General features: G+C 45.1%; 19 protein-coding genes. 11 read left to right on the top strand and 8 right to left on the bottom strand.

What is annotated here, in order from left to right; all coding sequences use genetic code 11:
• Positions 1-17: 17 nt before the first annotated feature.
• A complete protein-coding gene (locus VRK_RS13795) occupies positions 18-626 on the bottom strand; it encodes a Yip1 family protein (RefSeq protein ID WP_059121903.1) in 609 nt (202 codons plus the stop codon).
• Positions 627-871: 245 nt separating this feature from the next.
• Between VRK_RS13795 and VRK_RS13790 the strand changes: the two genes are divergently transcribed.
• From VRK_RS13790 to VRK_RS13760, 6 genes are all read left to right on the top strand, one after another.
• Positions 872-2,416 carry a pyridoxal-dependent decarboxylase gene (locus tag VRK_RS13790; protein ID WP_059121902.1) on the top strand — a complete coding sequence of 515 codons (1,545 nt, stop codon included), beginning with the start codon at positions 872-874 and terminating at the stop codon, positions 2,414-2,416.
• On the top strand, positions 2,413-3,417 hold the full coding sequence (locus VRK_RS13785; protein WP_082671388.1) for a ligand-gated ion channel: 1,005 nt from the start codon (positions 2,413-2,415) through the stop codon (positions 3,415-3,417). The genes VRK_RS13790 and VRK_RS13785 overlap by 4 nt, the downstream gene beginning before the upstream one ends.
• A complete protein-coding gene (locus VRK_RS13780; protein ID WP_059121901.1) occupies positions 3,414-4,859 on the top strand; it encodes a PDC sensor domain-containing protein in 1,446 nt (481 codons plus the stop codon). Before VRK_RS13785 ends, VRK_RS13780 begins: the two co-directional genes overlap by 4 nt.
• Positions 4,856-6,001 carry an MFS transporter gene (locus VRK_RS13775; protein WP_059121900.1) on the top strand — a complete coding sequence of 382 codons (1,146 nt, stop codon included), beginning with the start codon at positions 4,856-4,858 and terminating at the stop codon, positions 5,999-6,001. Before VRK_RS13780 ends, VRK_RS13775 begins: the two co-directional genes overlap by 4 nt.
• A 1,081-nt stretch (positions 6,002-7,082) precedes the next feature.
• Positions 7,083-8,765 (top strand): glycoside hydrolase family 11 protein, encoded by a 1,683-nt coding sequence (locus tag VRK_RS21585; protein ID WP_082671387.1) that lies wholly within the window; start codon positions 7,083-7,085, stop codon positions 8,763-8,765.
• Positions 8,766-9,011: 246 nt separating this feature from the next.
• Entirely contained in the window at positions 9,012-9,293 is a 282-nt protein-coding gene (locus VRK_RS13760) for an NIPSNAP family protein (RefSeq protein ID WP_059121898.1), read from the top strand.
• A 7-nt stretch (positions 9,294-9,300) separates the two neighbouring features.
• Here the strand turns inward: VRK_RS13760 and VRK_RS13755 are convergent, their stop codons facing one another.
• The gene (locus VRK_RS13755; RefSeq protein WP_059121897.1) at positions 9,301-10,083 is read right to left on the bottom strand and encodes an SDR family oxidoreductase; all 783 of its coding nucleotides are present in this window, start codon (positions 10,081-10,083) and stop codon (positions 9,301-9,303) included.
• Entirely contained in the window at positions 10,080-10,418 is a 339-nt protein-coding gene (locus tag VRK_RS13750) for a hypothetical protein (protein WP_059121896.1), read from the bottom strand. Before VRK_RS13750 ends, VRK_RS13755 begins: the two co-directional genes overlap by 4 nt.
• Positions 10,419-10,526: 108 nt before the next feature.
• Between VRK_RS13750 and VRK_RS13745 the strand changes: the two genes are divergently transcribed.
• Positions 10,527-11,414: a LysR family transcriptional regulator gene (locus VRK_RS13745; protein ID WP_059121895.1), complete on the top strand. Its 888-nt coding sequence runs from the start codon at positions 10,527-10,529 to the stop codon at positions 11,412-11,414.
• A gap of 376 nt (positions 11,415-11,790) precedes the next feature.
• On the opposite strand, the gene VRK_RS13740 is transcribed toward VRK_RS13745, so the two are convergent.
• From VRK_RS13740 to gcvH, 3 genes are all read right to left on the bottom strand, one after another.
• Entirely contained in the window at positions 11,791-12,621 is an 831-nt protein-coding gene (locus tag VRK_RS13740) for a hypothetical protein (RefSeq protein WP_059121894.1), read from the bottom strand.
• A gap of 407 nt (positions 12,622-13,028) precedes the next feature.
• Entirely contained in the window at positions 13,029-15,893 is a 2,865-nt protein-coding gene (gcvP, locus tag VRK_RS13735; protein WP_059121893.1) for an aminomethyl-transferring glycine dehydrogenase, read from the bottom strand.
• 98 nt (positions 15,894-15,991) lie between these two features.
• Positions 15,992-16,369 carry a glycine cleavage system protein GcvH gene (gcvH, locus tag VRK_RS13730; protein WP_059121892.1) on the bottom strand — a complete coding sequence of 126 codons (378 nt, stop codon included), beginning with the start codon at positions 16,367-16,369 and terminating at the stop codon, positions 15,992-15,994.
• 475 nt (positions 16,370-16,844) lie between these two features.
• Here gcvH and VRK_RS13725 point away from each other — a divergent pair, with 475 nt between their 5' ends.
• From VRK_RS13725 to VRK_RS13715, 3 genes are all read left to right on the top strand, one after another.
• On the top strand, positions 16,845-17,468 hold the full coding sequence (locus VRK_RS13725) for a helix-turn-helix domain-containing protein (protein ID WP_059121891.1): 624 nt from the start codon (positions 16,845-16,847) through the stop codon (positions 17,466-17,468).
• A gap of 106 nt (positions 17,469-17,574) precedes the next feature.
• Positions 17,575-18,711 (top strand): glycine cleavage system aminomethyltransferase GcvT, encoded by a 1,137-nt coding sequence (gcvT, locus tag VRK_RS13720; protein ID WP_059121890.1) that lies wholly within the window; start codon positions 17,575-17,577, stop codon positions 18,709-18,711.
• A 116-nt stretch (positions 18,712-18,827) separates the two neighbouring features.
• Positions 18,828-19,811, top strand: a complete 984-nt coding sequence (locus VRK_RS13715; protein WP_197413108.1) for a S1 family peptidase — start codon at positions 18,828-18,830, stop codon at positions 19,809-19,811.
• Here the strand turns inward: VRK_RS13715 and VRK_RS13710 are convergent.
• Together VRK_RS13710 and VRK_RS13705 are read right to left on the bottom strand one after the other, a co-directional pair.
• Complete coding sequence (locus tag VRK_RS13710) at positions 19,767-21,530, bottom strand: EAL domain-containing protein (protein WP_059121888.1); 1,764 nt, start codon at positions 21,528-21,530, stop codon at positions 19,767-19,769. The genes VRK_RS13715 and VRK_RS13710 overlap by 45 nt on opposite strands.
• A 78-nt stretch (positions 21,531-21,608) precedes the next feature.
• Entirely contained in the window at positions 21,609-22,085 is a 477-nt protein-coding gene (locus tag VRK_RS13705; RefSeq protein ID WP_059121887.1) for a CreA family protein, read from the bottom strand.
• A 242-nt stretch (positions 22,086-22,327) separates the two neighbouring features.
• Here VRK_RS13705 and VRK_RS13700 point away from each other — a divergent pair, with 242 nt between their 5' ends.
• Positions 22,328-22,822, top strand: a complete 495-nt coding sequence (locus VRK_RS13700) for a hypothetical protein (protein ID WP_059121886.1) — start codon at positions 22,328-22,330, stop codon at positions 22,820-22,822.
• The last annotated feature ends 98 nt before the right edge of the window (positions 22,823-22,920 follow it).

The following is a 22,920-nucleotide window of genomic DNA, read 5'->3' as shown; positions in this document are numbered from 1 at the left end:
GTGCCTGAGGTATGTGATTAAAAGAACTGCCAAACAACACTGTGTTCAGACCCCATACTCCACAGGAGTACCACCACTGCCAGTAATGTTTCCAGAATCAACACACCGACACCGAGCGTTGTTCCCGAGAGAATAAAACCTTGTTTATTGCTGATACCCAAAAAGCTGGGCGTTCCTTTATACAGCAGATAAGCGGTATAGATCACGCCACCGATCATGGCGAGCAGGCACAGCCAAAACACCGGATAAATGGCAAAAATACCACTCAGGAACATCGGTGTGGCAGTGTATCCGGCAAAAATAGTACATTCACGTTGTGTCGGACGGTTAGGAATCTTGCGGGCGAGCCAGTAGATCAGGCTACCGACAAGACCGACAGCGAGCAAAATTAAGGCATAAAATGCCACACCGAGTGCCAGTCCATTCATCAGAGAAACTTTGTAGGTCTCTTCACCACCAAATGTCCACCCAACTTGCGTTGTCCCGATGAATGAACAGATCACCGGAATCGCTGCCATCCATAGTACATGGTGTAGATAGAGGTGACTGATCGTTTTGTGTTCAGCATTAATTTCACGCCATTCGCGTTCCGGGTGGTGTAATAATCCCCATACATGATTACTCATCGCTAGCCCCTTATTTCCTATTGTCAGAATGACTTTTACTGTTGCATAAAATGGTCAAATATTGACCATTATCAATCAGTATAGACCGAACCTTTCAAGGACACACAATCAGAATCATTTACATTTGTCTCCCCGTTTAACCTCTCTGTTTCACCGCGAAATTGTGCGGCTATCTCTTTAATCTGTCGCTATTTACATCGACAGAGATTGATGTGTGAGTCGTAATCAGAGAGGTAATGAGAGCAATGCAGCAGAAATTAGTAATCGGGGAAAGCTGTTTGAGTGGGTCTGATAAAGAGGCGATCTTGTCAGACTATTTCATGACACTGAATCAGCAAAAGGCATCTTTTTTAGGATATCAGACCAACCAACAGGTCGAATTCCCTTCAAGGCTTTGGCCTTTTCTTTCCTTGAACTTGCTTAATCTCGGTGACGGATTCGAAGAGGGCAGTTACCGGATCAATGCCAAGCAGTTTGAACGGGCAGTGCTGGACTATTATGCACAGCTATGCGGTTTTGCCGGATCGCATACGCAGCGCCGGTATTGGGGGTATCTGACTGCGATGGGCTCGACGGAGGGGAATCTTTATGCCCTCTGGAATGCGCGGGATTTCTTACGGGGATATCCGGTGGAAGGCTATGCCGATGCCGTCCCGACTGATTATCCGCCCGTTTTGATCTGTTCGGCAGCGACCCACTATTCGATTCATAAAGCCAGTCAAATGGTTGGCGTCAGCTTATTCCATGATATCGGGCCGGGCTTGGGAGCGTGTCCGATTAATCAGGGCGACTGGCAGCAACCATTGGCTGTTGATGAAAACGACGCCGTGATCATTGAAGATTTATACGCATTGGTCGAATTCTTCACCACTGCACAGCATCCGATTATTTTAGTGTTGAATCATGGCGCAACATTCAGCGGCGGCAGTGATGCGATTTATACGATTCTGACGCGTTTGAAGCCACTACTGGGCCCAAATACCCCACAACAGCGGCGTTACTGGATCCATGTTGACGGGGCGCTGGCTGCCAACTTTTCACCTTATTTGCATGTCGGGTCAGCCCCTTTTTCTATCACGAACGAGCCTAATGAATTTCGTCATCCGGAAGTGATGTCTTTGTGTACCAGCCCGTATAAATGGCTGGGAATGCCGTGGGCTTGCGGTATTTATCTCATGCAAGAACGTTACAAAGTAGGTTCATCGGCCCGGCCGGTTTATATCGGAAGCCGGGATTCGACCGTGTCCGGATCCCGGCAAGGCATATTTTCCCTTTACCTGTGGGATCTGCTCGTCACGTTGGGCAAAGCTGGCTTGCAACGATTGGCCGATGCCAATGAACATCTGGCGAATGATACCCAACACCGAATTGTCCGGTTGTTTCAGCAGTTGGATCCGGGCGGTAAACAGCTGCATGTAATGCCGCGACCACGGCACAGTAATATTGTCCGCTTTACTGCACCCAATCCTGCGGTGATCGAACAATTTTCTTTGGCTCAGAATGATGTGTTGATCGGTGAGCGGTTACAGCGGATGTGTCATGTAGTCATCTTGAGCCATGTGACCCAAGCGGCGATTGAACGATTACTGGATGCGCTTGCCCACCCCAATGCTTTCTCACTTCCGTCCCGACTTCAAACATCCCGACCTCAAAATCCACTGACTGACCTGCGGTCCATGCGTCATCGCTATGGTTTTTGTCCAGATGATGAGGTTTTTGACAATGGTGTGGCTTCAAAGTCTGGAGGGCGTGACGAGACGCCCGTATTACAAGCGGAGCGTTTTCTATGATCAAAACAGAGATACTCGCGGTAATGGCAGGCTTGGTGTGGTTTTGTTCTCCGGCACTCTATGCCCAATATGTGGTTGATACGTCAGTCTCGATTAACAAAATCTATGGTGTGAATACAGTCGATCAGACTTATAAAGTTGACGGTTATCTGGTGACGTCTTGGGATGAACCCGATCCGACTTATCGGCCCGCCAGCGGTGAGCAGGTTTATGAGAATCGTCATGCCGAGCAACTGATGGGTGAGGGGTTATGGGTCCCGGCATTTGAGTTTATCAATATCATCGGCCAGCGCCAGACTGCCAACCGACGGGTGGTGATCTCCGCCGATGGGCGTGTGACGTACAACGAGCGCTTTCAGGGACTGTTTACGACCGCGATGGATTTTCGGCAATTTCCGTTTGATCATCAGACCTTTGTGCTGATGATGGAACCCTTTTCTTATGAACAGAAGCAACTCAAATTTGGTTCGGCTCGGGTGACTGTTAAAGCGCTGGAAAACCAAGCACTCAGTGAATGGCAGATACAAGGAGAGCCTCAGGCACGGTTGAGCAGCTCGGATTATGAGCATTTACAAAAAGACATTTTGAGTCACTTTGCGCGTTTAACCATCAGCATTCAGGCATTACGTAAACCCGATTATTATCTCTGGCGTTTCATTCTGCCGCTGTCTTTGATCTTAGTGGCGTCGTGGGCTGTTTTTTGGATTGAAGGCTTTTCTGAACGTCTGATGACCTCTTTCACCATGATGCTCACGGTGGTCGCCTACACCTTTTATACCAGTAGTCTGTTGCCGAGGCTGCCATACACCACCTTGATCGAGCGGATGGTGATCATGGGATATGTCAGTATTTTTGCCGCAATTATGGTGATTGTCTTTGTCAAAATCCGGGCCGAGAAAGGGCGGCCGGTCGAATATGTGATCCCGCGTTGCCGGGTCATTTTTCCTACCTTATTTCTCATTGCCATGAGTGTATTAATCGGGGTGAACAGCGACTTATGAAACTCTCTCAATCGACGCGAACATTGTTTGATGCCACCCTTGCAGCTGCTGTCTTCATTGGGTTATTAGGCATCACCACTTATCTGTTATATGCCAAATCTGTCAGCGCACTCGAAGATCAGATTAAAGCCGGACTGATATCAACCGTCAGTGCGTCGGCAACCACTTTAAATGGTGACATCCATCGCCATTTTCAGGCAGACACATCAACGGATGATCCTGAATATCACACCATGGCGATGCACATGGAGCGCATACGGCAGGCCGCGACTGATGTTCGGTATATCTACACCTGTATTCTCAAACCTCAGGGGGTCTATTTCGTGGTCAATCCCAGCCCGCAGAATGACGGTGATGGAGATGGGGTGCCGGATCCGCCACCAGCGTTAATGACACTTTATGATGACGCACCTCAGGAATTGGTGGCAGCACTGACGCATCAGGAAATCAGTGTTTCAAGTGTGCCTTATCAGGATCAGTGGGGCACCTTTATCAGTGCTTATGCCCCTTTTTATGACGCGCAAGGGGAGTTTGTCGGCGTGTTGGCGATGGATTTGGAGTTGAGCGGTTTTTATAAGCGATTGAGTCAGATTCAACGCGTATTCGGCAAAGCGAAGATCATCATTTTGTTTATCGGGCTGATTGCCGGTCTGGTAGTTTGGTGGATCCGTCGTGCTCATGTGAACAATCTTCATGCACTGGAAACAACGAAGATGCAAGCCGCACAGACCTTGGCGCACATGCGTTATCGTCGCGATGTACTGCTGGAAGTGGTGCGCTATTACTTTCATCTGTTCGCGGAACGATATCCCGATCAACCGACGGACCGTGATCGACATAGTAGCGGCATAAGCGACTATCTTCCTGAGCCGACTAATCCTTCAAATCTGACCGAGGCTTCGGAGCCGGTTAATACTGCAGAACGCCACCATCAGGCGGTTTATGGCTATGCGTTGAGTTTTGGTGACATGACGACGGTGATTGAGTCATTTTATCTGGCGGATTGGTTCGACAAGCTGAATGCGAACATCCAACAGGGTGGGTATGCCTCGCATCAATGGCTGAGTGATGAGATGCAGCATCCCGTAGAGGGAGATTGCCAAGTCCTACTGGATACTTTTTGTGAGTTTTACCATCGCCTCAGTCAGCTTTTGCAGCAATCGGTGAGTGCACAGACTCAGATCGCGCAAGAAAGTCTCGCACATTGGCAATTAGTGACGGAGATTTCAATTCAGGATGAGATGCAATGGACCCGATGCCGGCGGCTATTCAAAATTGCAGCTGCACGGGATATGACCCATCGGTTGGCGGCTTTATCGACAACGGAGCTACATCTTTTAAAAGCCATTTATCTGCTGCAACAGCTAGGAAGTGAACTGACGCTGACGGAAGACGGTGTGTTGCGGATCACTTGGCAAGTCAGCAAGGAGCAAAGCGAATGAAAACCTATGCACCGATGATACTTATCATAGCTACCCTACTGGTTCAGCTCTCCTCCGGCATTAACTATGTCACGATACCTGTGGTTATGGATGAGCAGGGGATTGGTAATACGGCTATCGGGATCGCGATGGCGTTTGAAATTATCGGTGTTCTGCTGTTTTACCGCCCGTTGAGTCGGTATCTGAGCCACTTCGGTATCCTGATTTCGTTACTGATATTAACGTTATTCAGAGCTCTGAGCTTACTCCTGATGGCTCATGCAGTGCACTATGGTTTATGGCTGATCGGTATTTTTAGCTATGGTTTGTCAACGGGGATGCTGCTGGTGTTACTCCAGACTTGGCTGAATATCAGCGTGCAAGGCAAAGCGAAGGGTTTAACCATGGGATTGTACTCTTCAGCGCTCTCTTGCGGTATTGCTCTAGGGCCGATCATTGTCCAACTGATTCATCTCACGATAGACTGGCGGTTTGAGACCGGCGCATTGATTACGTTGTTGCCGTTACTGCTCTGTCTCGGTTTGAAAGCAAGGGGACAAGCGATGCATCGCTTGGGGGTTGTCCGGTTCAGTTTTGCTTTCCGGCACGCCAAAATTATTCTGGTGGCTGCGTTTGTCGGCGGGATTAGCTTTTTTGGTTTGCCGGGATTTTTGACCTTGTACGGGTTACATAATGGTTTGTCTGAACCACAAGCGCAGCTGCTACTGACCATGTTTATGATCGGTAGCGTCAGCCTTGGTATTCTCATGAGTGCTTTTGCCTCGATTCTGAACCGACGAACGGTGGTGTTGTGCTGTATTTTTGGATCTGTGGTTTGTGCTGTTTTTCTGTCAATGGCCGTCTATGCGAAATATTGGGTTGCGTTGGTATTACTGTTTGTCTGGGGCGGTTGTATGGGCGGAATCTACGGGATTGGTCTGACGGTGATGGGAGAACGCTTTTGCCAACAGGATCAAATGTCTGCCAATATGAGTTACACCCTAATGGATTCTTTTGGTGGCATTATCGGTTTACTGCTGATTGGCGCGATGCTCGATACATTTGGTTCAGAAGGTATGACCGCGGTATTCATGGTCTTTGGCTGCCTGCTCCTGATGTTCGCGGTGTACGAGATGTTGGCACCCAGACGGACATACGAGTAGACCGGATAACCACACAAATAGAGCCAGTGATTGTCTTGATTATGCTTTCAGGAGTGGATTTTTCGCAAATTGCTAAAATATTTCCATTTTGAGAATTGATTATGAGTCAATATGCTATAAATTGATTTCTTAATAAAAAATATCCAATAAAAACAATATATTATATTTATGTAAAAAGTTGGCATGTATAGTGCATTAATAGAAGTGATCCTTTTTAAGCCGAAGGATCACCTAGCCAACTGACGTTGTTAGTGAACCAAATTTGTTCATATTGATAGCCAATCACGACCTTGTGATTGGCTTTTTTTATGTCTGTTTATTTATCTGCCCGGCCCGATGTTCTTGACGGCCTCTTTCAGGTCAGTTCCCCGTTTACCGTAGGAGTCACTGTGACAATTTTGATATCGGTCATGTTGTGGTTCACCGGGCGTCTTTAGCGGTTATCCGGCTCACTTCTGGTGGCAGTCATACTGTCGCAAAGAAAGCGAATTGAATATATCATTTTGAAATTTGGTTAAGTTTGAATAAAAGGAATATTTAATCGAAAATAAACAGGATGGATAATGTAATTATGGCTACGGAACGTTAAGATGTTTTATATCACCATAAATGAAATCACAAAAATTTAAATAGCAACTTTTCGTTCGTGAATTGTATATTTAACTCTGATAAATTCAACCGTATAATATGAATTATAGTATGGGCTTATTTTTAAGTGTATGAAATATCATTTTATTTTAAATGTGACAATAAATAATGTTAAATACTGAACCATCATCACAATCATCATTTGAAGTGGATAAATCTATTGTTTTTTTTGATAATTGTATTGTCAAATTACTTTTTATTTTAAGTGCATTCATCTTCGGAAATATTTGCATTGTCCATTCTGGATATGGCTTCTACAATATTTATCACTTAACTCTTTTAACCATAAAAGTCGTGTGTTAAGTCAAACAAAAGTTTGCTTGCAAGAAAGCAAATCGTGCTTAAAAAGCAAACTGTACTTAAAAGTAAATTGTACTTAACGGCCCAACCTCTGTAAGTGGTATTGGTTGAGAGGCCAAACTGGAGAATTATAATGGGCATAACGAAAACCTCTGCCAGTCGTGCAAAAAAATTTTTGACGATTCTGACCGTCACTGCGGCCGCTTTGTCAGCAACTGTCAGTGAAGCAAAAACCCTTACCTCGAACGAAACAGGCACCCACAATGGTTACTACTATTCGTTCTGGACCGATGCCCCGGGCACCGTCTCGATGACTTTGGGAGATGGCGGTAATTACAGCTCGCAATGGCGCAACACCGGCAACTGGGTTGGCGGTAAAGGCTGGAACCCGGGCGGACGCCGCACCGTAAATTATTCTGGTACCTTTAACCCTTCCGGTAACGGCTATCTGGCGCTGTACGGCTGGACAACCAATCCGCTGGTTGAGTATTACATCGTCGATAACTGGGGCAGCTATCGACCCGGTACCGGCGGAACCTATTACGGCACCGTGAATACCGACGGCGGCACCTACGATATCTATCGCACCCTGCGGGTAGACAAACCTTCGATTGAAGGGGACAAATCCACATTCTATCAATACTGGAGTGTGCGTCAGCAAAAACGCACTGGCGGTACGATTACCACCGGCAATCACTTTGACGCCTGGGCCAGCAAGGGTTTAAACCTCGGAACCTTCAATTACATGGTGATGGCTACCGAAGGCTATCAAAGCAGTGGTAGCTCGAATATCACGCTGGGTAGCAGTGGCGGTGATAATGGCGGTGGCAGTGTCGGCCCGAGCAGTACTGACATTGTGGTCCGCGCAATGGGTATCAGCGGCCAAGAGCACATCAACCTACTGATTAACGGGACTGCGGTCGCCGACTGGAACCTCAGCAACAGTTTTCAGGAGTATACCTACCGCGGTAGAGCGGCTGGCGATATCCAAGTTCAATATGACAACGATGCCACTGGCCGTGATGTCGTATTAGACTGGGTTTATGCCAACGGTGAAACCCGCAAGGCTACAGATATGGAATACAACACCTCTACTTATGACAATGGTAAGTGTGGTGGTGGTTCATATTCTGGAAATATGGACTGTAATGGTGTGATTGGTTTTGGGAATACCGATGCTTGCTTTAGCGGCAACTGCTCTGCCAACGGTGGGAATGGAAGCGGTGGCAATAATAACGCTGTGTGCAATGGTTATGTCGGCATCACTTTTGATGACGGCCCGACCAGCAATACAGCGACACTCGTCAACCTGCTGAAGCAAAATAATCTTAAACCGGTCACATGGTTTGTCTGGGGGCAGCGCGCCAGTAATAATCCGTCGCTGATCTCTCGCATGAAAGAGGTGGGTGAGCCGCAAAACCACAGCTATACCCATCCCCACATGACTGGTTTCAGCTATCAGCAAGTTATCAACGAGCTAAGCCGGACCAATCAGGCCATCCAAAATGCCGGCGCACCGGCACCGACTTTGTACCGTCCGCCATATGGTGAGGTAAACTCAACCATCCAGCAGGCAGCACAAAATCTTGGAATGCGCGTGATTACTTGGGATGTGGATTCTCAAGACTGGAACAACGCCAGCACCAGCGCCATTGTCAATGCCGCCAACCGACTACAAAACGGACAGGTGATTTTAATGCACGATGGTTACAGCAACACCAACAACGCCGTTGCGCAAATTGCCCGTAATTTGAAAGCGAAAGGGTTATGCCCCGGCCGGATCGACCCATACAGCGGTAAAGCCGTCGCGCCATAGGCCATCATCAGCGTGGGCGAAATATTTTTTGCCCACAATGAAGCAACACATTCGCGAGGAGGAATTTCAATCTGATACTTCTCGCCATATTCAAGGCCGCAGATATTCGTCTGCGGCCTTTGCTATTCTGACGCCTCACTCGCACCAGCCCCTTTACCTGAAAAATATCGATGATTTGGTCAAGGTACACCCGGAGTACAAAAACCGCGCTCATTTCTTACAAATTGCTGCTACGTTAGATACGTTATTGACCCAAAGAAAATCCCCGAATTTGAACAATATGCCCGTATGTGGATTCCGCTCGTTGAACAGTTTGGTGGTATACATCATGGATATTTTTTACCGTCGGAAGGAGCGAATAATATTGCAATGGCGTTGTTTTCATTTCCATCCTTATCTGAATATGAAAAATACCGTCATAAATCAGCATTAGACGAAAACTGTAAAGCTGCATTCAAGTATGCAGAAGAAACAGATTGCGTAATGAGCTATGAGCGTAGCTTTTTCCGTCTAATTCTTACTGAATGATTGGGGACTATACCGTAGGAATCGTTCCTCCATCTATTACGTATTCGCTACCTGTTATTGAACTGGCTCGTTCTGAAACTAAGAATGTTATTAGATCAGCGACCTCTTCTGGAGTATTGGGGCGACCAAGTGGAATCCCTCCCAATGAACTCATGATAATTTCTTTTCCTCCTGTCAAATCAGTATTTGCTTCTTTTGAAATACGTTCAACGAGCTTATTTGCTGCTTCGTTTTCTATCCATCCAGGTGAAACACGTATTACTCGTACGCCGAATTGAGATATCTCTTTGGATATTGATTTACTATAAGCTGAAAGAGCAGCTTTAGAAGCAGCATAGGCTGTTGTGGCTTCAGGTAAAGGCAATGAACTTTGTATCGATGTAACATGAACTACTACTCCTTTTCTGTTTTTAACCATCGAAGGTAGTAATGATCTGTCTAGTCTTACAGCAGGAAAAAGATTCAAAGAAAGTTCGTCTAACCAAATATCATCATCGAGTTTTTGGTAACCTCCGCCGGGACTTTTTGAACCACCTAGGACATGTACGATAATATCAAGAGAGTCAAATTGCTCCATAATTGCGTCAATGAGGTGTTTGCAGCCTTGTTTCGTTGAAAGATCTGCCTTTACAAAGGTTAAGTTTTCAGTTTGAGTTGAAGGTAATTCTCTTGCAGCCGTGATAACCTGAACCCCCTGTGCCAAAAGTGCATTCACTACAGCCAACCCCGTACCTTTAGTTCCTGCCGTTACCAGAGCAGTTTTCCCACTAAGTGATAAATCAAAGCTCATCCCAATATCTCCAATTTTTCAATTTTGTCATTAGCGATATAAAACTCGTAACTCAATGAAACAGGGCTTCCCGGGAAATTGCCTTCTACGATAGATTTAACGATGGTTTTGTTAGCTACTTGAGTGATTTCAATTGGTCTCGAAGTGTATTGATATTTCTGACGAGACGCGTCGCGCCACTCAAGTATACTTTTTATACCCACATATTGTTGCATTTCATCTACCACTACTGCGTTGACATCGAATGCGGATTGAAAATCATCAGGAGATGCTTCAGCGTTAAAATAAATATCTATCGCGTTGTATGCTGTTAGATTTAAAGATGGCGTACTCATTTTTCGTTCCTTATTAATGGCTATCAGTTTTATTAGAGTGTAATCGTTAATGTTTAATGTTATAAGTGGGATTATTGTTTATGTACTGTTCTAAAAAACGGGATAATCATGGTGTCAATTGGTGATTTAACAGCAGTGACGATACTCGCAAGAGAATGTAACTTTCGGTCTGCGTCGCAGACTTTAGGCGTGTCAACTTCTTCACTAAGCAGGACAATAGCGAATGTCGAGAATGAAATAGGAGCTAGATTGTTCAACCGAACAACTAGGAGTGTTTCTTTAACTGATGCTGGAAAACATTTCCTTTTAAAAATAGAGCCAGCATTAAGTGAAATTAATCTAGCTATTTCGGAAGTCAGAGATATCAGATCTCAACATATGGGAACAATACGTATTAATACTGATGAAGCGGTCGCAAGGCAAATTGTTGATCCACTTATTGCTGTCTATTTAAAACAATACCCCAAAATGGAAGTTGAATTAATATGTGAAGGAAGAATGATTGATATTGTCTCAGAAGGATACGATGCTGGCATCAGAAGTATAAATAATATACCTAAGGATATGATTGCTATTCCTATAGAAACTAATAGGAAAATGGTAGTCGTTGCTTCTCCACAATACTTAAAAAAGAGTGGGGTTCCTTCTACCCCAGATGATTTGCATCATCATCAATGTATTAGAGAACGTTACCCTAGTGGTAGGAGGTTTAAATGGGAATTTATCTGTGATCAAGAAAATATCGTAATAGATGTTCCAGGACGATTGACGGTAAATTCATATAGTTTAGTGTTGGATGCTTGCTTAGCAGGGGTAGGTGTCGGTTATACCAGTTATCATTTTGCTAGATCTTATATAAACTCTGGTCAACTGATTTCACTATTAGATGAATGGACTCCTGATTGGCCAACTTTATGTCTTTATTACCCACAAGGTCGAAACATAACATCATCGATGAGAGCATTTATAGATATACTTAAAATTCATAGAGATTAGATTTATAGGATTTGGTCAGTATTGAAATTATTTGTGATTAATTACGCACTTACCTCGAAATGTCGTTTAGAATTGTTGACCTGCCCCCATGTGTTTTAATATACGTGATGTCGGTTACCTAAGACTGATTCGGAGCGCTAGGGTTGCAAAACTGGAACCTGACGCTGTCTCAGCTCAGTATCCACTTTGAAGGCCGACTCACTCCATACCTGGATTTATAAAAATGGGCGTGACACAGAATAATGAACAGTCTCATCTGGGCCGAAAAGAATCTAGCTCAGATATAATCTGACAGGCACCAAGTCGAAAAGTGGGTAACTGTCAGATCAGGTCTGAATTAGTACAAATTAGGGTGTATGTTTGTATGGAAATCTAACTAACGCCGAATTAAATTGCTTGTATCGGATTTTGTCATCATGCCAATTAAAGAAAGTATAGCTCCTACAGTAAACAGCAAAGATTTTTCGGTGAAAGAGTTAATTATTTCTTTCTTATCGTCTATCCCTTTTAATCCAGAAAGATACATCAAATAAAATCCTAGATCTGTAAGAACATCACTAGCACCTTGCCACTTGTTAACGCTTAATTGATATATGATAAAAAATGTGAGTAAAAGTGTTTGAAAAATACTGTCTTCCTCACTTACCTCGGTATCCCACCAAGATCCAAAGTAATTAATTGCAACATTTACTGCCCATTCTATGATTCTAAGTGCTGCCTCAAAAGGCTGGATTCCCTGTTCAACCAATTCAGCAACATCAACATTACTCTGAGCAATTGGTAATTGGTTTCCATTGGGATTGTTGGCTCTATTAAGTATTCTTTTTAACATATGGTCGCTAATTCCGCTAGATGCGACTGATAACACGTAACCTGCGATACTGTACGGAACTCTTTCGGCTATTTTTTTTGTTATTCCATAGCTAACAATACCCTGTGTTAAAATAGGAAGGCCATTCTTCAACATTATTAATTTCTTGATTTTCTCTCTGTCCTCATTACTAATATATATGTTATTCTCCTTTAATATGATTTTTGTTTGTTCTGACTCTATAACTCCTAAAAATAGCTTTCTAATTGAGTCAGAATTATAAACAGCCAAACCAACACCATCCTGAGTCGATGCTTTATTGAGCATCATTGATGACATTGTCTTTGCACCCTCTAAAAAACTTTTAATAATTAATTCAATTTCTTTTTCATTCATCACAAACTCTCCTTCTAGTTAGTCGAGTTGATTAATATAAGTAATTTAGACTCTTCAACAATTAAATGTAAATTAGTCTAACTTCTATTACTCGGTGCTTTCGATGATTAGCTGAAGCAAGGTGAAAATTTAAAAAAATATTTTATTCAAAGAGATGTTGTGTAGACATAATTTATGTGTAATACCAAGTCATAGTATAATTCGAATGAGTCTCTTATTGATTCCAGTCATAACTCGGAAATGTCCATCTTCGAGTCAGCCAGATCTGGGCTGACTCATTTATGTCCAAAAACGTTTTATAGCATAACAAAAAGGCGAACCACTCGGTTCGCCTTTGCTATTGATAACTCAGTCAGTCACAATCTTAATTACGGTCACAAACTTTATTATCGTCATCAAACCCAACTCTAACCCTCATAATCACTGACCGGCGGGCAGCTACAGATCAGGTTTCTGTCGCCATAAACATTATCGACCCGATTGACGGTCGGCCAGTATTTTGCTGACTGAGTATGTGGGGTCGGGAAGCAGGCGAGTGCGCGGCTGTATGGATGTTGCCAGTCGTCGGCGGCCAGATCGGCTTGTGTGTGCGGTGCGTTCACCAGCGGATTATCCGTAAGCGGCCACACACCGGCAACGACTTGGTCGATCTCTTCACGAATGGCGATCATCGCGTCGCAGAAGCGATCTAACTCGGCCAGATCTTCGGATTCGGTCGGTTCGATCATCAATGTACCGGCCACCGGGAAGGACATCGTCGGGGCATGGAAGCCATAGTCCATCAGCCGCTTGGCGATATCTTCTTCGGAAATGCCGGACGCCTCTTTGATGGGCCGAATATCGATAATACATTCGTGCGCAACGCGGCCGTTATCGCCTCGGTAGAGAATCGGATAATGGGCGCGGAGCCGCTCCATCACGTAGTTGGCATTCAGAATCGCCAGTTGGGTCGCTGCGGTTAATCCGGCGGTGCCCATCATTGTAATATAAGCCCAGGATATCGGCAGAATCGAAGCACTGCCTAAATCCGCGGCCGCGACTGCATGGTCATTGCCTTCTACACCGGACTCAATGTGGCCGGGTAAAAATGGTGCCAGATGAGATTTCACCCCGATAGGGCCGACGCCCGGGCCACCGCCACCGTGCGGGATACAGAACGTTTTATGCAGGTTCAGGTGGGAGACATCCGAGCCGATAAAGCCGGGGCTGGTCAGTCCGACCTGTGCGTTCATATTCGCGCCGTCCAGATAAACCTGTGCGCCAATCGCGTGGATCAGTTCACATACCTGCCGGACATGCGTTTCGTACACACCGTGGGTGGACGGGTAAGTAATCATGATGCAGGAGATTTCTTGCTGATATTTTTCGATCTTGGCTTTGAGGTCGGCAAGATCAATATTCCCGTTTGAGTCACAGGCGACGACGACGACATCCAGTGACACCATTGCGGCTGACGCAGGGTTGGTGCCGTGCGCTGAGCTTGGAATCAAACAAATATGGCGGTTATTTTCACCGCGGCTCTGATGATAGCGCTGAATCGCAATCAGCCCGGCATATTCACCGGATGCGCCGGAGTTCGGTTGCAGTGAGAACGCATCATAACCGGTAATAGTGCATAGTTTGGTTTTTAAATCTTCGGCTAGCTCAGTATATCCGGCAACCTGACTTTTTGGGGCAAACGGATGGATTTGGCCGAATTCAGGCCATGTCACCGGAATCATCTCAGAGGCAGCATTGAGTTTCATGGTGCAACTGCCCAGCGGAATCATGCCGTGGGTCAGCGAGAAGTCTTTATTCTCCAGCGTTTTCAGATAACGCATCATCAGCGTTTCACTGTGATAACGATGGAAGACCGGGTGAGTGAGATAAGCGGATGCTCTGCGGCAGGATTCAGGAATCGCCGCGTATTCATCATGCTCAATCTCAGCGGCAATCTTTTCCGGATCGGCTTGGATGTCGAATACCGTAAACAGGGTCTGAAGATCATCCGGCGTCTTGGTTTCATCGAAACTGATGCCAAGGGCTTGCTCATAGCGGCGCAGATTGAGTCCGGCTTGCTGTGCTTTTTGATACAGCGCATCGGTCTGGTCACCGGTCTCAATTGTCAGGGTGTCAAAGAACGTCTGATGACGCAGTTTGTAACCCTGTAACGTGAGTCCGGCTGCCATGATTGCGGTCAGATGATGGGTTCGCCGAGCGATAGTTTTAAGCCCATCGGGACCATGATAGATGGCATAAAATACAGCCATGTTCGCCAGCAGGGCCTGCGCGGTACAGATATTCGAAGTCGCCTTCTCGCGCCGAATATGTTGTTCCCGGGTTTGCATCGCCATACGTAATGCGGGCTGACCTTTGGCATCCACCGAGACCCCGATAATTCTGCCGGGCATAGTGCGTTTGTATTGATCGCGGGTTGCCATAAAGGCAGCATGAGGGCCGCCATAACCCATCGGTACGCCAAAGCGTTGGGAAGAACCAATCACAATATCGGCACCCATTTCTCCGGCCGGTTTGAGTAGCGTGCTGGCAAGCAAATCGGTAGCGACCGCAACCAAAGTTTTATTTTGATGGGCAGCCTCGATCACCGGGGTTAAATCTGTAACTTCACCGGTGGTTGTCGGATATTGCAGTAAAGCGCCGAAGACATCTTGCTGAGGCAGCTCGCTGACCGGCAGTACCACCACTTCAAAATTCATGAATTCAGCGCGATTTTTGACCACTGCGATGGTTTGCGGATGAACATGATCCGCGATAAAAAAGCGCTGGCTTTTACTTTTGCCGGCTCTTTTACATAAGGCCATCGCTTCAGCAGCGGCGGTTGCTTCATCTAATAATGATGCATTGGCGATATCCATACCGGTTAAGTCAATCACCATCTGCTGGAAATTCAGCAGTGACTCTAAACGACCTTGCGAAATCTCAGGTTGGTAAGGGGTGTATGCGGTATACCAGCCGGGGTTTTCCAAAACATTGCGTTGAATGACACTGGGCGTCAGCGTGTCATAGTAACCCTGACCAATAAAACTGCGGGCAATTTGGTTTTTGCCTGCGATGCGTTTCAATGCCGCGAGCATCTCAGATTCGCTCATCGGTGCCGGTAACGACAGCGGATGTTCCAGACGAATGCCGGCCGGCACGGTTTCGTTGATCAGAGCTGCCAGACTTTCAGCACCAATGGTCTCGAGCATCATGGCTTGTTCCCGCTGATGCGGACCGTTGTGACGTGTTGCGAATTCTGTTTGAGAAGAGAGGTTGCGCAGTAGTTGAGTCATAATTTCCTTACCGTGACCACAAAAGGTATCCGTTGATATAAGCTGAATTCAGGGCATAAAAAAAGCTGCACACAAGAGATGTAAGCAGCTTTCGTTGATCAGTCTTCCAGTGTATTGAGATATTCTGCTTCGTCTTTCAGATCATCCAATTCAGTTGGATCCGTCATGCGGATTTTGGCAATCCACCCTCCTTCATACGGCTCTTCGTTAATCAGCTCAGGACGATCACCGAGATCTTCATTCACTTCAATAATAATGCCGCTAACCGGGGAATAGATATCAGATGCTGCTTTTACGGATTCGACCAATGAAAAGCTATCACCAGCATCCACGTCACTGTCAACATCAGGGAGTTCCACATATACGACATCACCTAACATTTGTTGTGCGTGTTCTGAAATGCCAACGGTAACAGTCCCGTCGCCGTGATTGAGAACCCATTCGTGACTGTCGGTAAACTTCAGCGTGTTATCCATGCATTTATCTCCAAAAAATCGATTATAACTCGTGCTCAGAGCGTCACCAGATTCATGATTTTATTCCTGAGGTATCGTAAAAAATCAGTGAATGGCAGCAAAACATCATCAAAAAAATAAAATCTGTTTTGTTGTGTCATTCACCCTGAATCATGGGTTGTCCGACTCTTTCCATAGCGTAGCCAATTTAGATGATGTTACTAAGTTATCTTTAGCAAAATCTGAATGATTATGTGTCTAACATTACCCGCTGAAGCAGCGGTAGGCAATAAAAATTTCTTATAGGAAACTTATTTTCTTGCTAGTATGTCAGTCATTGCCCATTCGAAGCGGTTTCAGTCAATTTTCAGGTAACAATGATGATGTTGTGAACCACTGTGAGAAAAATGATGGTCGCATCGGAAGGCTATAATATTTATAACAATGACAAAATATTGATGGGATTGTCATTGCGTTTTACTTGAGGGGAAACACCATGGAAAAAAGTACGCTGGATGATAATCCTGCTTCGGTTATCACGCAGGAATCTCAGGAAAGTAATATCGATCCACTTCGATTAGGACAGCGTATTAAGGACATTCGTCTTGAGCTCGGTCTGACATTAGAAGAAGCAAGTCAGAAGACCGGATTGGCGAGATCGACGCTGAGTAAAATTGAGAATGAGCAGATCTCTCCGACATTTCAGGCAATGCAAAAACTGGCGTATGGCCTGGAAATCGGGATGCCACAGATATTTGAGCCGCCGAAAAGAGTACTTGCGACAGGGCGCAGAGATATTACGTTCGCCGGACGAGGCAAGCCGCATCCGACGTCAACCTACGAACATGAACTATTGGCGACGCAGTTGTCCGGTAAAAAAATGACGCCGTTTAAGACCCGGGTTCGTGCCAGACAGTTTGAGGAATTCGGCGATTGGGTCCGGCATGATGGTGAAGAGTTTCTGTTGGTACTTGAAGGTTCAGTGATGCTGTATACCGAGTTTTATGAGCCGATCACGCTGAGTGTCGGTGACAGTGTCTATTATGATGCCAGCATGGGACATGCACTCATTTCCGTCAGTGATGATGATGCACTGATTTTATGGGTGACGGCGAAATAATCAATTGATGTGTGTTTCAAGGTGTTTATTATAGGAAACACATTTATAAAATCAGAAATAAGGTCTGCTTTGCCGGACGATCGGACGTATGAAAAGGGAGAACCACATGTCATCTGAACAAGAAAACCAGTCGCTGTTAAGAACGCCGCTGTATGCTTTACATCAAGAATTTGGCGCAAAAATGGTACCGTTTGCCGGATATGAAATGCCGGTTCAGTATCCTTTAGGAGTCAAGAAAGAACATTTACATACTCGTGAAGCTGCCGGCTTATTTGACGTGTCTCATATGGGACAGATCTGTTTGACAGGAGAGGGCGCGGCATTGGCGCTGGAATCACTGGTGCCTGTCGATGTGGTTGATCTGCCGGTTGGTAAACAGCGTTATGGTTTTTTGACCAATGAAAATGGTGGGATCCTTGATGATTTAATGATCGCCAATCTCGGCGATTGTCTGTTTGTGGTCATCAATGCTGCCTGTAAACAGCAAGATATTGCACATTTGCAGCGGCATCTGCCCTCCCATCTGGTTTTGGAAGAGATGGCGGATCGGGCACTGCTGGCCTTACAAGGTCCGAAGGCCGCCAGCGTATTATCGCAACTGGCCCCTGAAGTCGCCGAGATGCATTTTATGGATATCCGTCGCGTGCCGTTGTTGGACGTCGAATGTATTGTCAGCCGCAGTGGTTATACGGGGGAAGATGGCTATGAAATTTCTGTTCCGGCCGATCAGGCGGAGCGACTGGCGCATCATTTTTTAACATTCGATGAGGTTGCTCTGATTGGCCTCGGTGCGCGGGATTCGCTGCGATTGGAATGTGGTTTGTGCCTGTATGGTCATGATTTGGATGAAACCACAACACCGGTAGAAGCCAGTTTGCTGTGGGCAATTAGTCCGGTGCGTCGGGCCGGTGGTGCCAGAGCAGGTGGCTTTCCAGGGGCTGCGGTGATTCTGGAGCAGATTGAACAGCAATCAGCGCAGCGCAAGCGCGTCGGGCTTGTCGGACAGACCAAAGCACCGGTCCGAGAAGGCTCCGTGTTATTTGATCAGCACGAGCGACAAATTGGTATTGTGACCAGCGGCACATCAGGGCCAACCGCAGGGCAACCTGTGTCGATGGGATATATTGCCAGTGAGTATGCGGCTCTCGGCACTGAGGTTTTCGCTGATGTGCGTGGTAAGATGCTGCCGATGACGGTGACTAAAATGCCGTTTGTCCCTCAGCGTTATTATCGCGGCAAATGATATTATTGCATCAGATTGGAAAGGAAAATACAGAAAGTATTTTCCTTTTTTTTTGATATCGTTATGATAAATCATACTTTTATTAATGGTGAAATATTCTAATGTTTTCAAAGTGGATGCGCACAGTACTATGCTGTTGCTGTTTATTGTCTTCACCTGTTTTTTCGAGTGACGTTTCCCCTTATATTGTCAACGGAACGGAAACATCGGTGGTCTCCTATCCTGACTTTGTCAGTCTGTTTTATGACCGGACTGCGTATGATGGGATGTATGGCGGGCATAGTTTCTGTGGTGGCACCATGCTGACCAATCAGTATGTATTGACGGCCGCACACTGTATTTTCAGCGGAGACAGTATTAATGAAGAGTCCATGTTGTTTATGACGGTCGGGCAGACTAGTGATGAAACGGACTGGATTTACAATATTACCCCGGTCAGGCCGGCTGAATTTTATTATTTCAGTTCATTTAGTGATTCGAAAATTGACCTATGGAAAGACGATATTGCGATTATTAAACTGACATCACCGTTAAATACTGGCGGCACGATCAATCGTCCAACGAATGAGTCCTATCGGAGTAATAGCGAGAGTTTTACCGCTATTGGTCATGGCAATACCACCACCAATACTATCACCTATAAATTGTTGAAAACGTCAATGGATTATGTTGACCAGTCAACCTGTGCTTCAGTAACCCCCGGGCTGCATGATTCTCAAATCTGTTTTTCCGGTGGTTCAGCGGCCACGATGAATAATGGGATTTGTGCCGGCGACTCAGGCGGGCCGATCTACTGGAATGATAGTGGTACGCTGCGTCAAGTTGGCATTACCAGTTTCGGGCCGACGGTGTGTGGCTCTGGCTCAATTACGGGTGTGTTTACTGAGTTAACTAACTATGATACGTGGATTGATCAAGTGCTGGATGGCACCCTTGCCCCAAACTATATTGCAACGGATGCAAAACGTCTGACGTATTATCAGACGAATATATTGCGTAGTAGCTCCGGTGGTGGCTCGATAGGATGGTACTTATTGGGGGTATTATTCGGTATTTTAGGATATCGATGGAAGGGGTTGGCGTCTGCCGCCATTCGATGAGGCTGGTATACCCATCATGTTCGATGGGTTGTAGTTGATGGCTGCTGCAATCGATAATGGTTTTGCAAACCAGTAACCTTGCAGGTGAGAAGCGCCCATGGCATGGAATTGACGTAACATATCACTGTTTTCAATGCCTTCAATGACGACACTGATATGTTCTTTCCTGCACAATTCGATTAAGAATTCCAAAAACTGGCAAGAGTTATGATTTTGCATGGTCTTCATTGAGAAATATCGGTCTATTTTGATTTGAGCAAATGGCAGATCAAAAAAGCTGTGGATAGAGCTGAAACCTGCACCAAAATCATCCAGAGACAATAAAAAACCAAGCTCATTGAGTCGGTTAATCTGTTGAAGTGCATATTTATGCTCATCCAGAATCACGGTTTCAGTCAATTCAAGAATGATCGAATCAGGGGTTAGCCCTGATTCTAATGTAATGCGTAACATTTCATCGGGAAAGTTACTGTTCAACAACTGTAATACCGATACATTGACGTTCACTCGGACGGAGGCTTGATTTGTGACATTATAGTGATTGATGAATTGGCACGCTTTTTCAAACACTTGATAACCCAGCTCAACGATGAGACCTTTATTTTCAGCCACGGGGATAAATTCATCGGGATAAATATGACCATAATCATTGGAATGCCATCTGACTAAAGCTTCGAAACTGGAAACTTTTCCTGTCGTGGTGTCAATAATGGGTTGATATTTTACCGAGAGACTTCTGTTTCTTAACGCATCTTTTAAACCACTTTCGATATAAAAATAGCGATCCACTTTCTTTTGCGTATTCCCCTCATACACTTCGATCTGAGACTGACTTTGTTCATTGGCGAATGCGCATGTTCTAAAGGCGATACTCAGAATTTCTTCACTTTCAAGCTGATGGTCACAATCCGGATAAATTCCGAGACTCATACCATTGGCAAAGAGGGTATTTTGTTGTGCCATACAAGACTGATAACGGAGAACAAATTGGGTACACATCATTCTGAGAGAAGTATGTGAAACCGAATTTTTAAACAGTACCGCGTATGTATCTAAACTAACTCGGTAAAGCGTTGCATTCTCCTGCGGGAAAATTTTGGCTGCTAGTTTGACATTGGTAATCACATTTTTAAGTAGGTCGGAACCATATTCGATCAGATAGGATTGTAATTCATGAATTTGAATATAAATGACCGAAAAGTCGTTATTTGTTGATTGAACGAGTAAGTCCAGATCTAAAAGTAGTTTTCTCAGATTGAACAGGGAGGAACTATCATCATAGAAAGCTGCTTCTTTGAGATAGGTTTCCATCATTTTTTTATCAGAGATATCCCGGTGACTTCCGACGATGTAAATTTGACCATTTTCGGCCAAACAGACTGCACTTCCTTCGATCCATAAATAATCACCGTCTGTTTTTTTTACCCGATATTGAATGAGCATCCGTTGCTCAAAAGTATCGATATGGTGGTTGACTCGGTTGATCAGTGATTCTTGATCGTCTGGATGAACAAGCGCATACCATGCGGAAACATGAATCGTGGGTGATTGAATACCAAACTGGACATAGAAATTAGGATTGTAGAATGTCAAATGGCCTTCTGCATCCATATGAAATATTCCCTCATTGAACACATCAAAAATATGGATGAGGCGTGTTTTATATTCATTGTTGGGCGGCTGAACTTGTGACACCGCTTCCCCCAAGTCTTTTTGCATGAAATTGAAGGCTCCTTGACGCTAGTCTATATGCTCATCAATATTATTTGCCCAAATTGGTCGTATTCGTGTATTGCCTCAATGATTCGGTTCTGGTGCCATTTGATATGCTTTTGTACCCCACAGCGGGACTGTTGATATACTGTGTTTGAAGCTGCCCGAAGTCTCTTTGGTTGAGTAAGAAACATAGATCAGCGTTTGCGTCTTCGGGTCATATATTCTGCGCATTTTCATTGACTTAAAGAAAACACTTTTGGATTTTTTAAAAATCACTTCACCCGAATCGGACTTGTCAATTTTTGCGATCATTTCAGGAGTAATTTCCCCCGTTTGTCGGCAGGCAATCGATGAGTCTGATGGATCGGATAAACTGAGATCAGCTTCAATACTGGCAATATGGCAAGTAACACCGGTAACGATAGGATCAATGAGCTGATTGATTTTGATATCTTGAGTTGTAAATAGGCCTAAACTGACATCTCCGACTTCGTTGTTATCACAGGCTGTGAGCCCCAGAGAAAACAGTGATGCGATGAATATATTCTTGAGTCTCATGTTTGGTTTCCAGCCGTCAGATGAGTCTGTCCATCATATCAAGATATTCGAGGATTCCCAAATAAAGTGAGCCGGATGAAGGAATTACTGTGGCATTGTATACGAACACCTCGGCTAAATGATTATTGCCGATTGAGGTATCTCGGCAGTGTCATGAACACAGGCACCACTTTTATCCCCTTTTCGGGATAGATTCGAGTAAGATGGCGTAATTCCCCCTGATATTGAAATGATAGGGTTTTATGAATATCGCACAAATGAAAAACCAGTGGTTATCGGCTCAAGTAGATGTTGCGTATCCCACGCCCCAAAGTTTGATTGGGCGTGATCTATATCTGGCATCGGTTCAGCAATGCACATATCAGGATGTCGCATTACAGGCCGTTGCTGAGTTGATACAACAGGATGTCTATCGCGTTGATTTTCATCGCTTAACGGTGATGTTTGCCCAGCTTCAGGCCGGGCAATACCAGACCTCGACAGAAAAAGAAGCCATTATCGAGTTCTTTACCCAAATTATCTATTCTCCGCCCTGTGAGTTGTATCTTGGTTTTGAGCAGGGTGAGCCAGTTGCTGCCGGGATTTTAACGCAGACGGAAGCGGGGATTTTGGTGTCTGATTTAGTCATTGCCAAGACCAGTTCAGCTTATGATACACCGCTCGATTTTGCATATCAGATCTTAAAGCACAGCCAAATTGATGCAGACCGCAGTTGTCGCGTTGAGTTAAAGACATAGACGTGCTTATTGAGTAAATTCATATATTTTTTGTTTGAAAATAAATTATTCCTTGTTCTCGATCATAAAAAAATGGCTTAAGAATCAACACATATTAA

Source organism: Vibrio sp. MEBiC08052, from assembly GCF_001506075.1.
Classification (GTDB): domain Bacteria; phylum Pseudomonadota; class Gammaproteobacteria; order Enterobacterales; family Vibrionaceae; genus Vibrio.
Note: the sequence above shows the minus strand (reverse complement) of the source record. Positions and strands in the feature narration are given on the sequence as shown.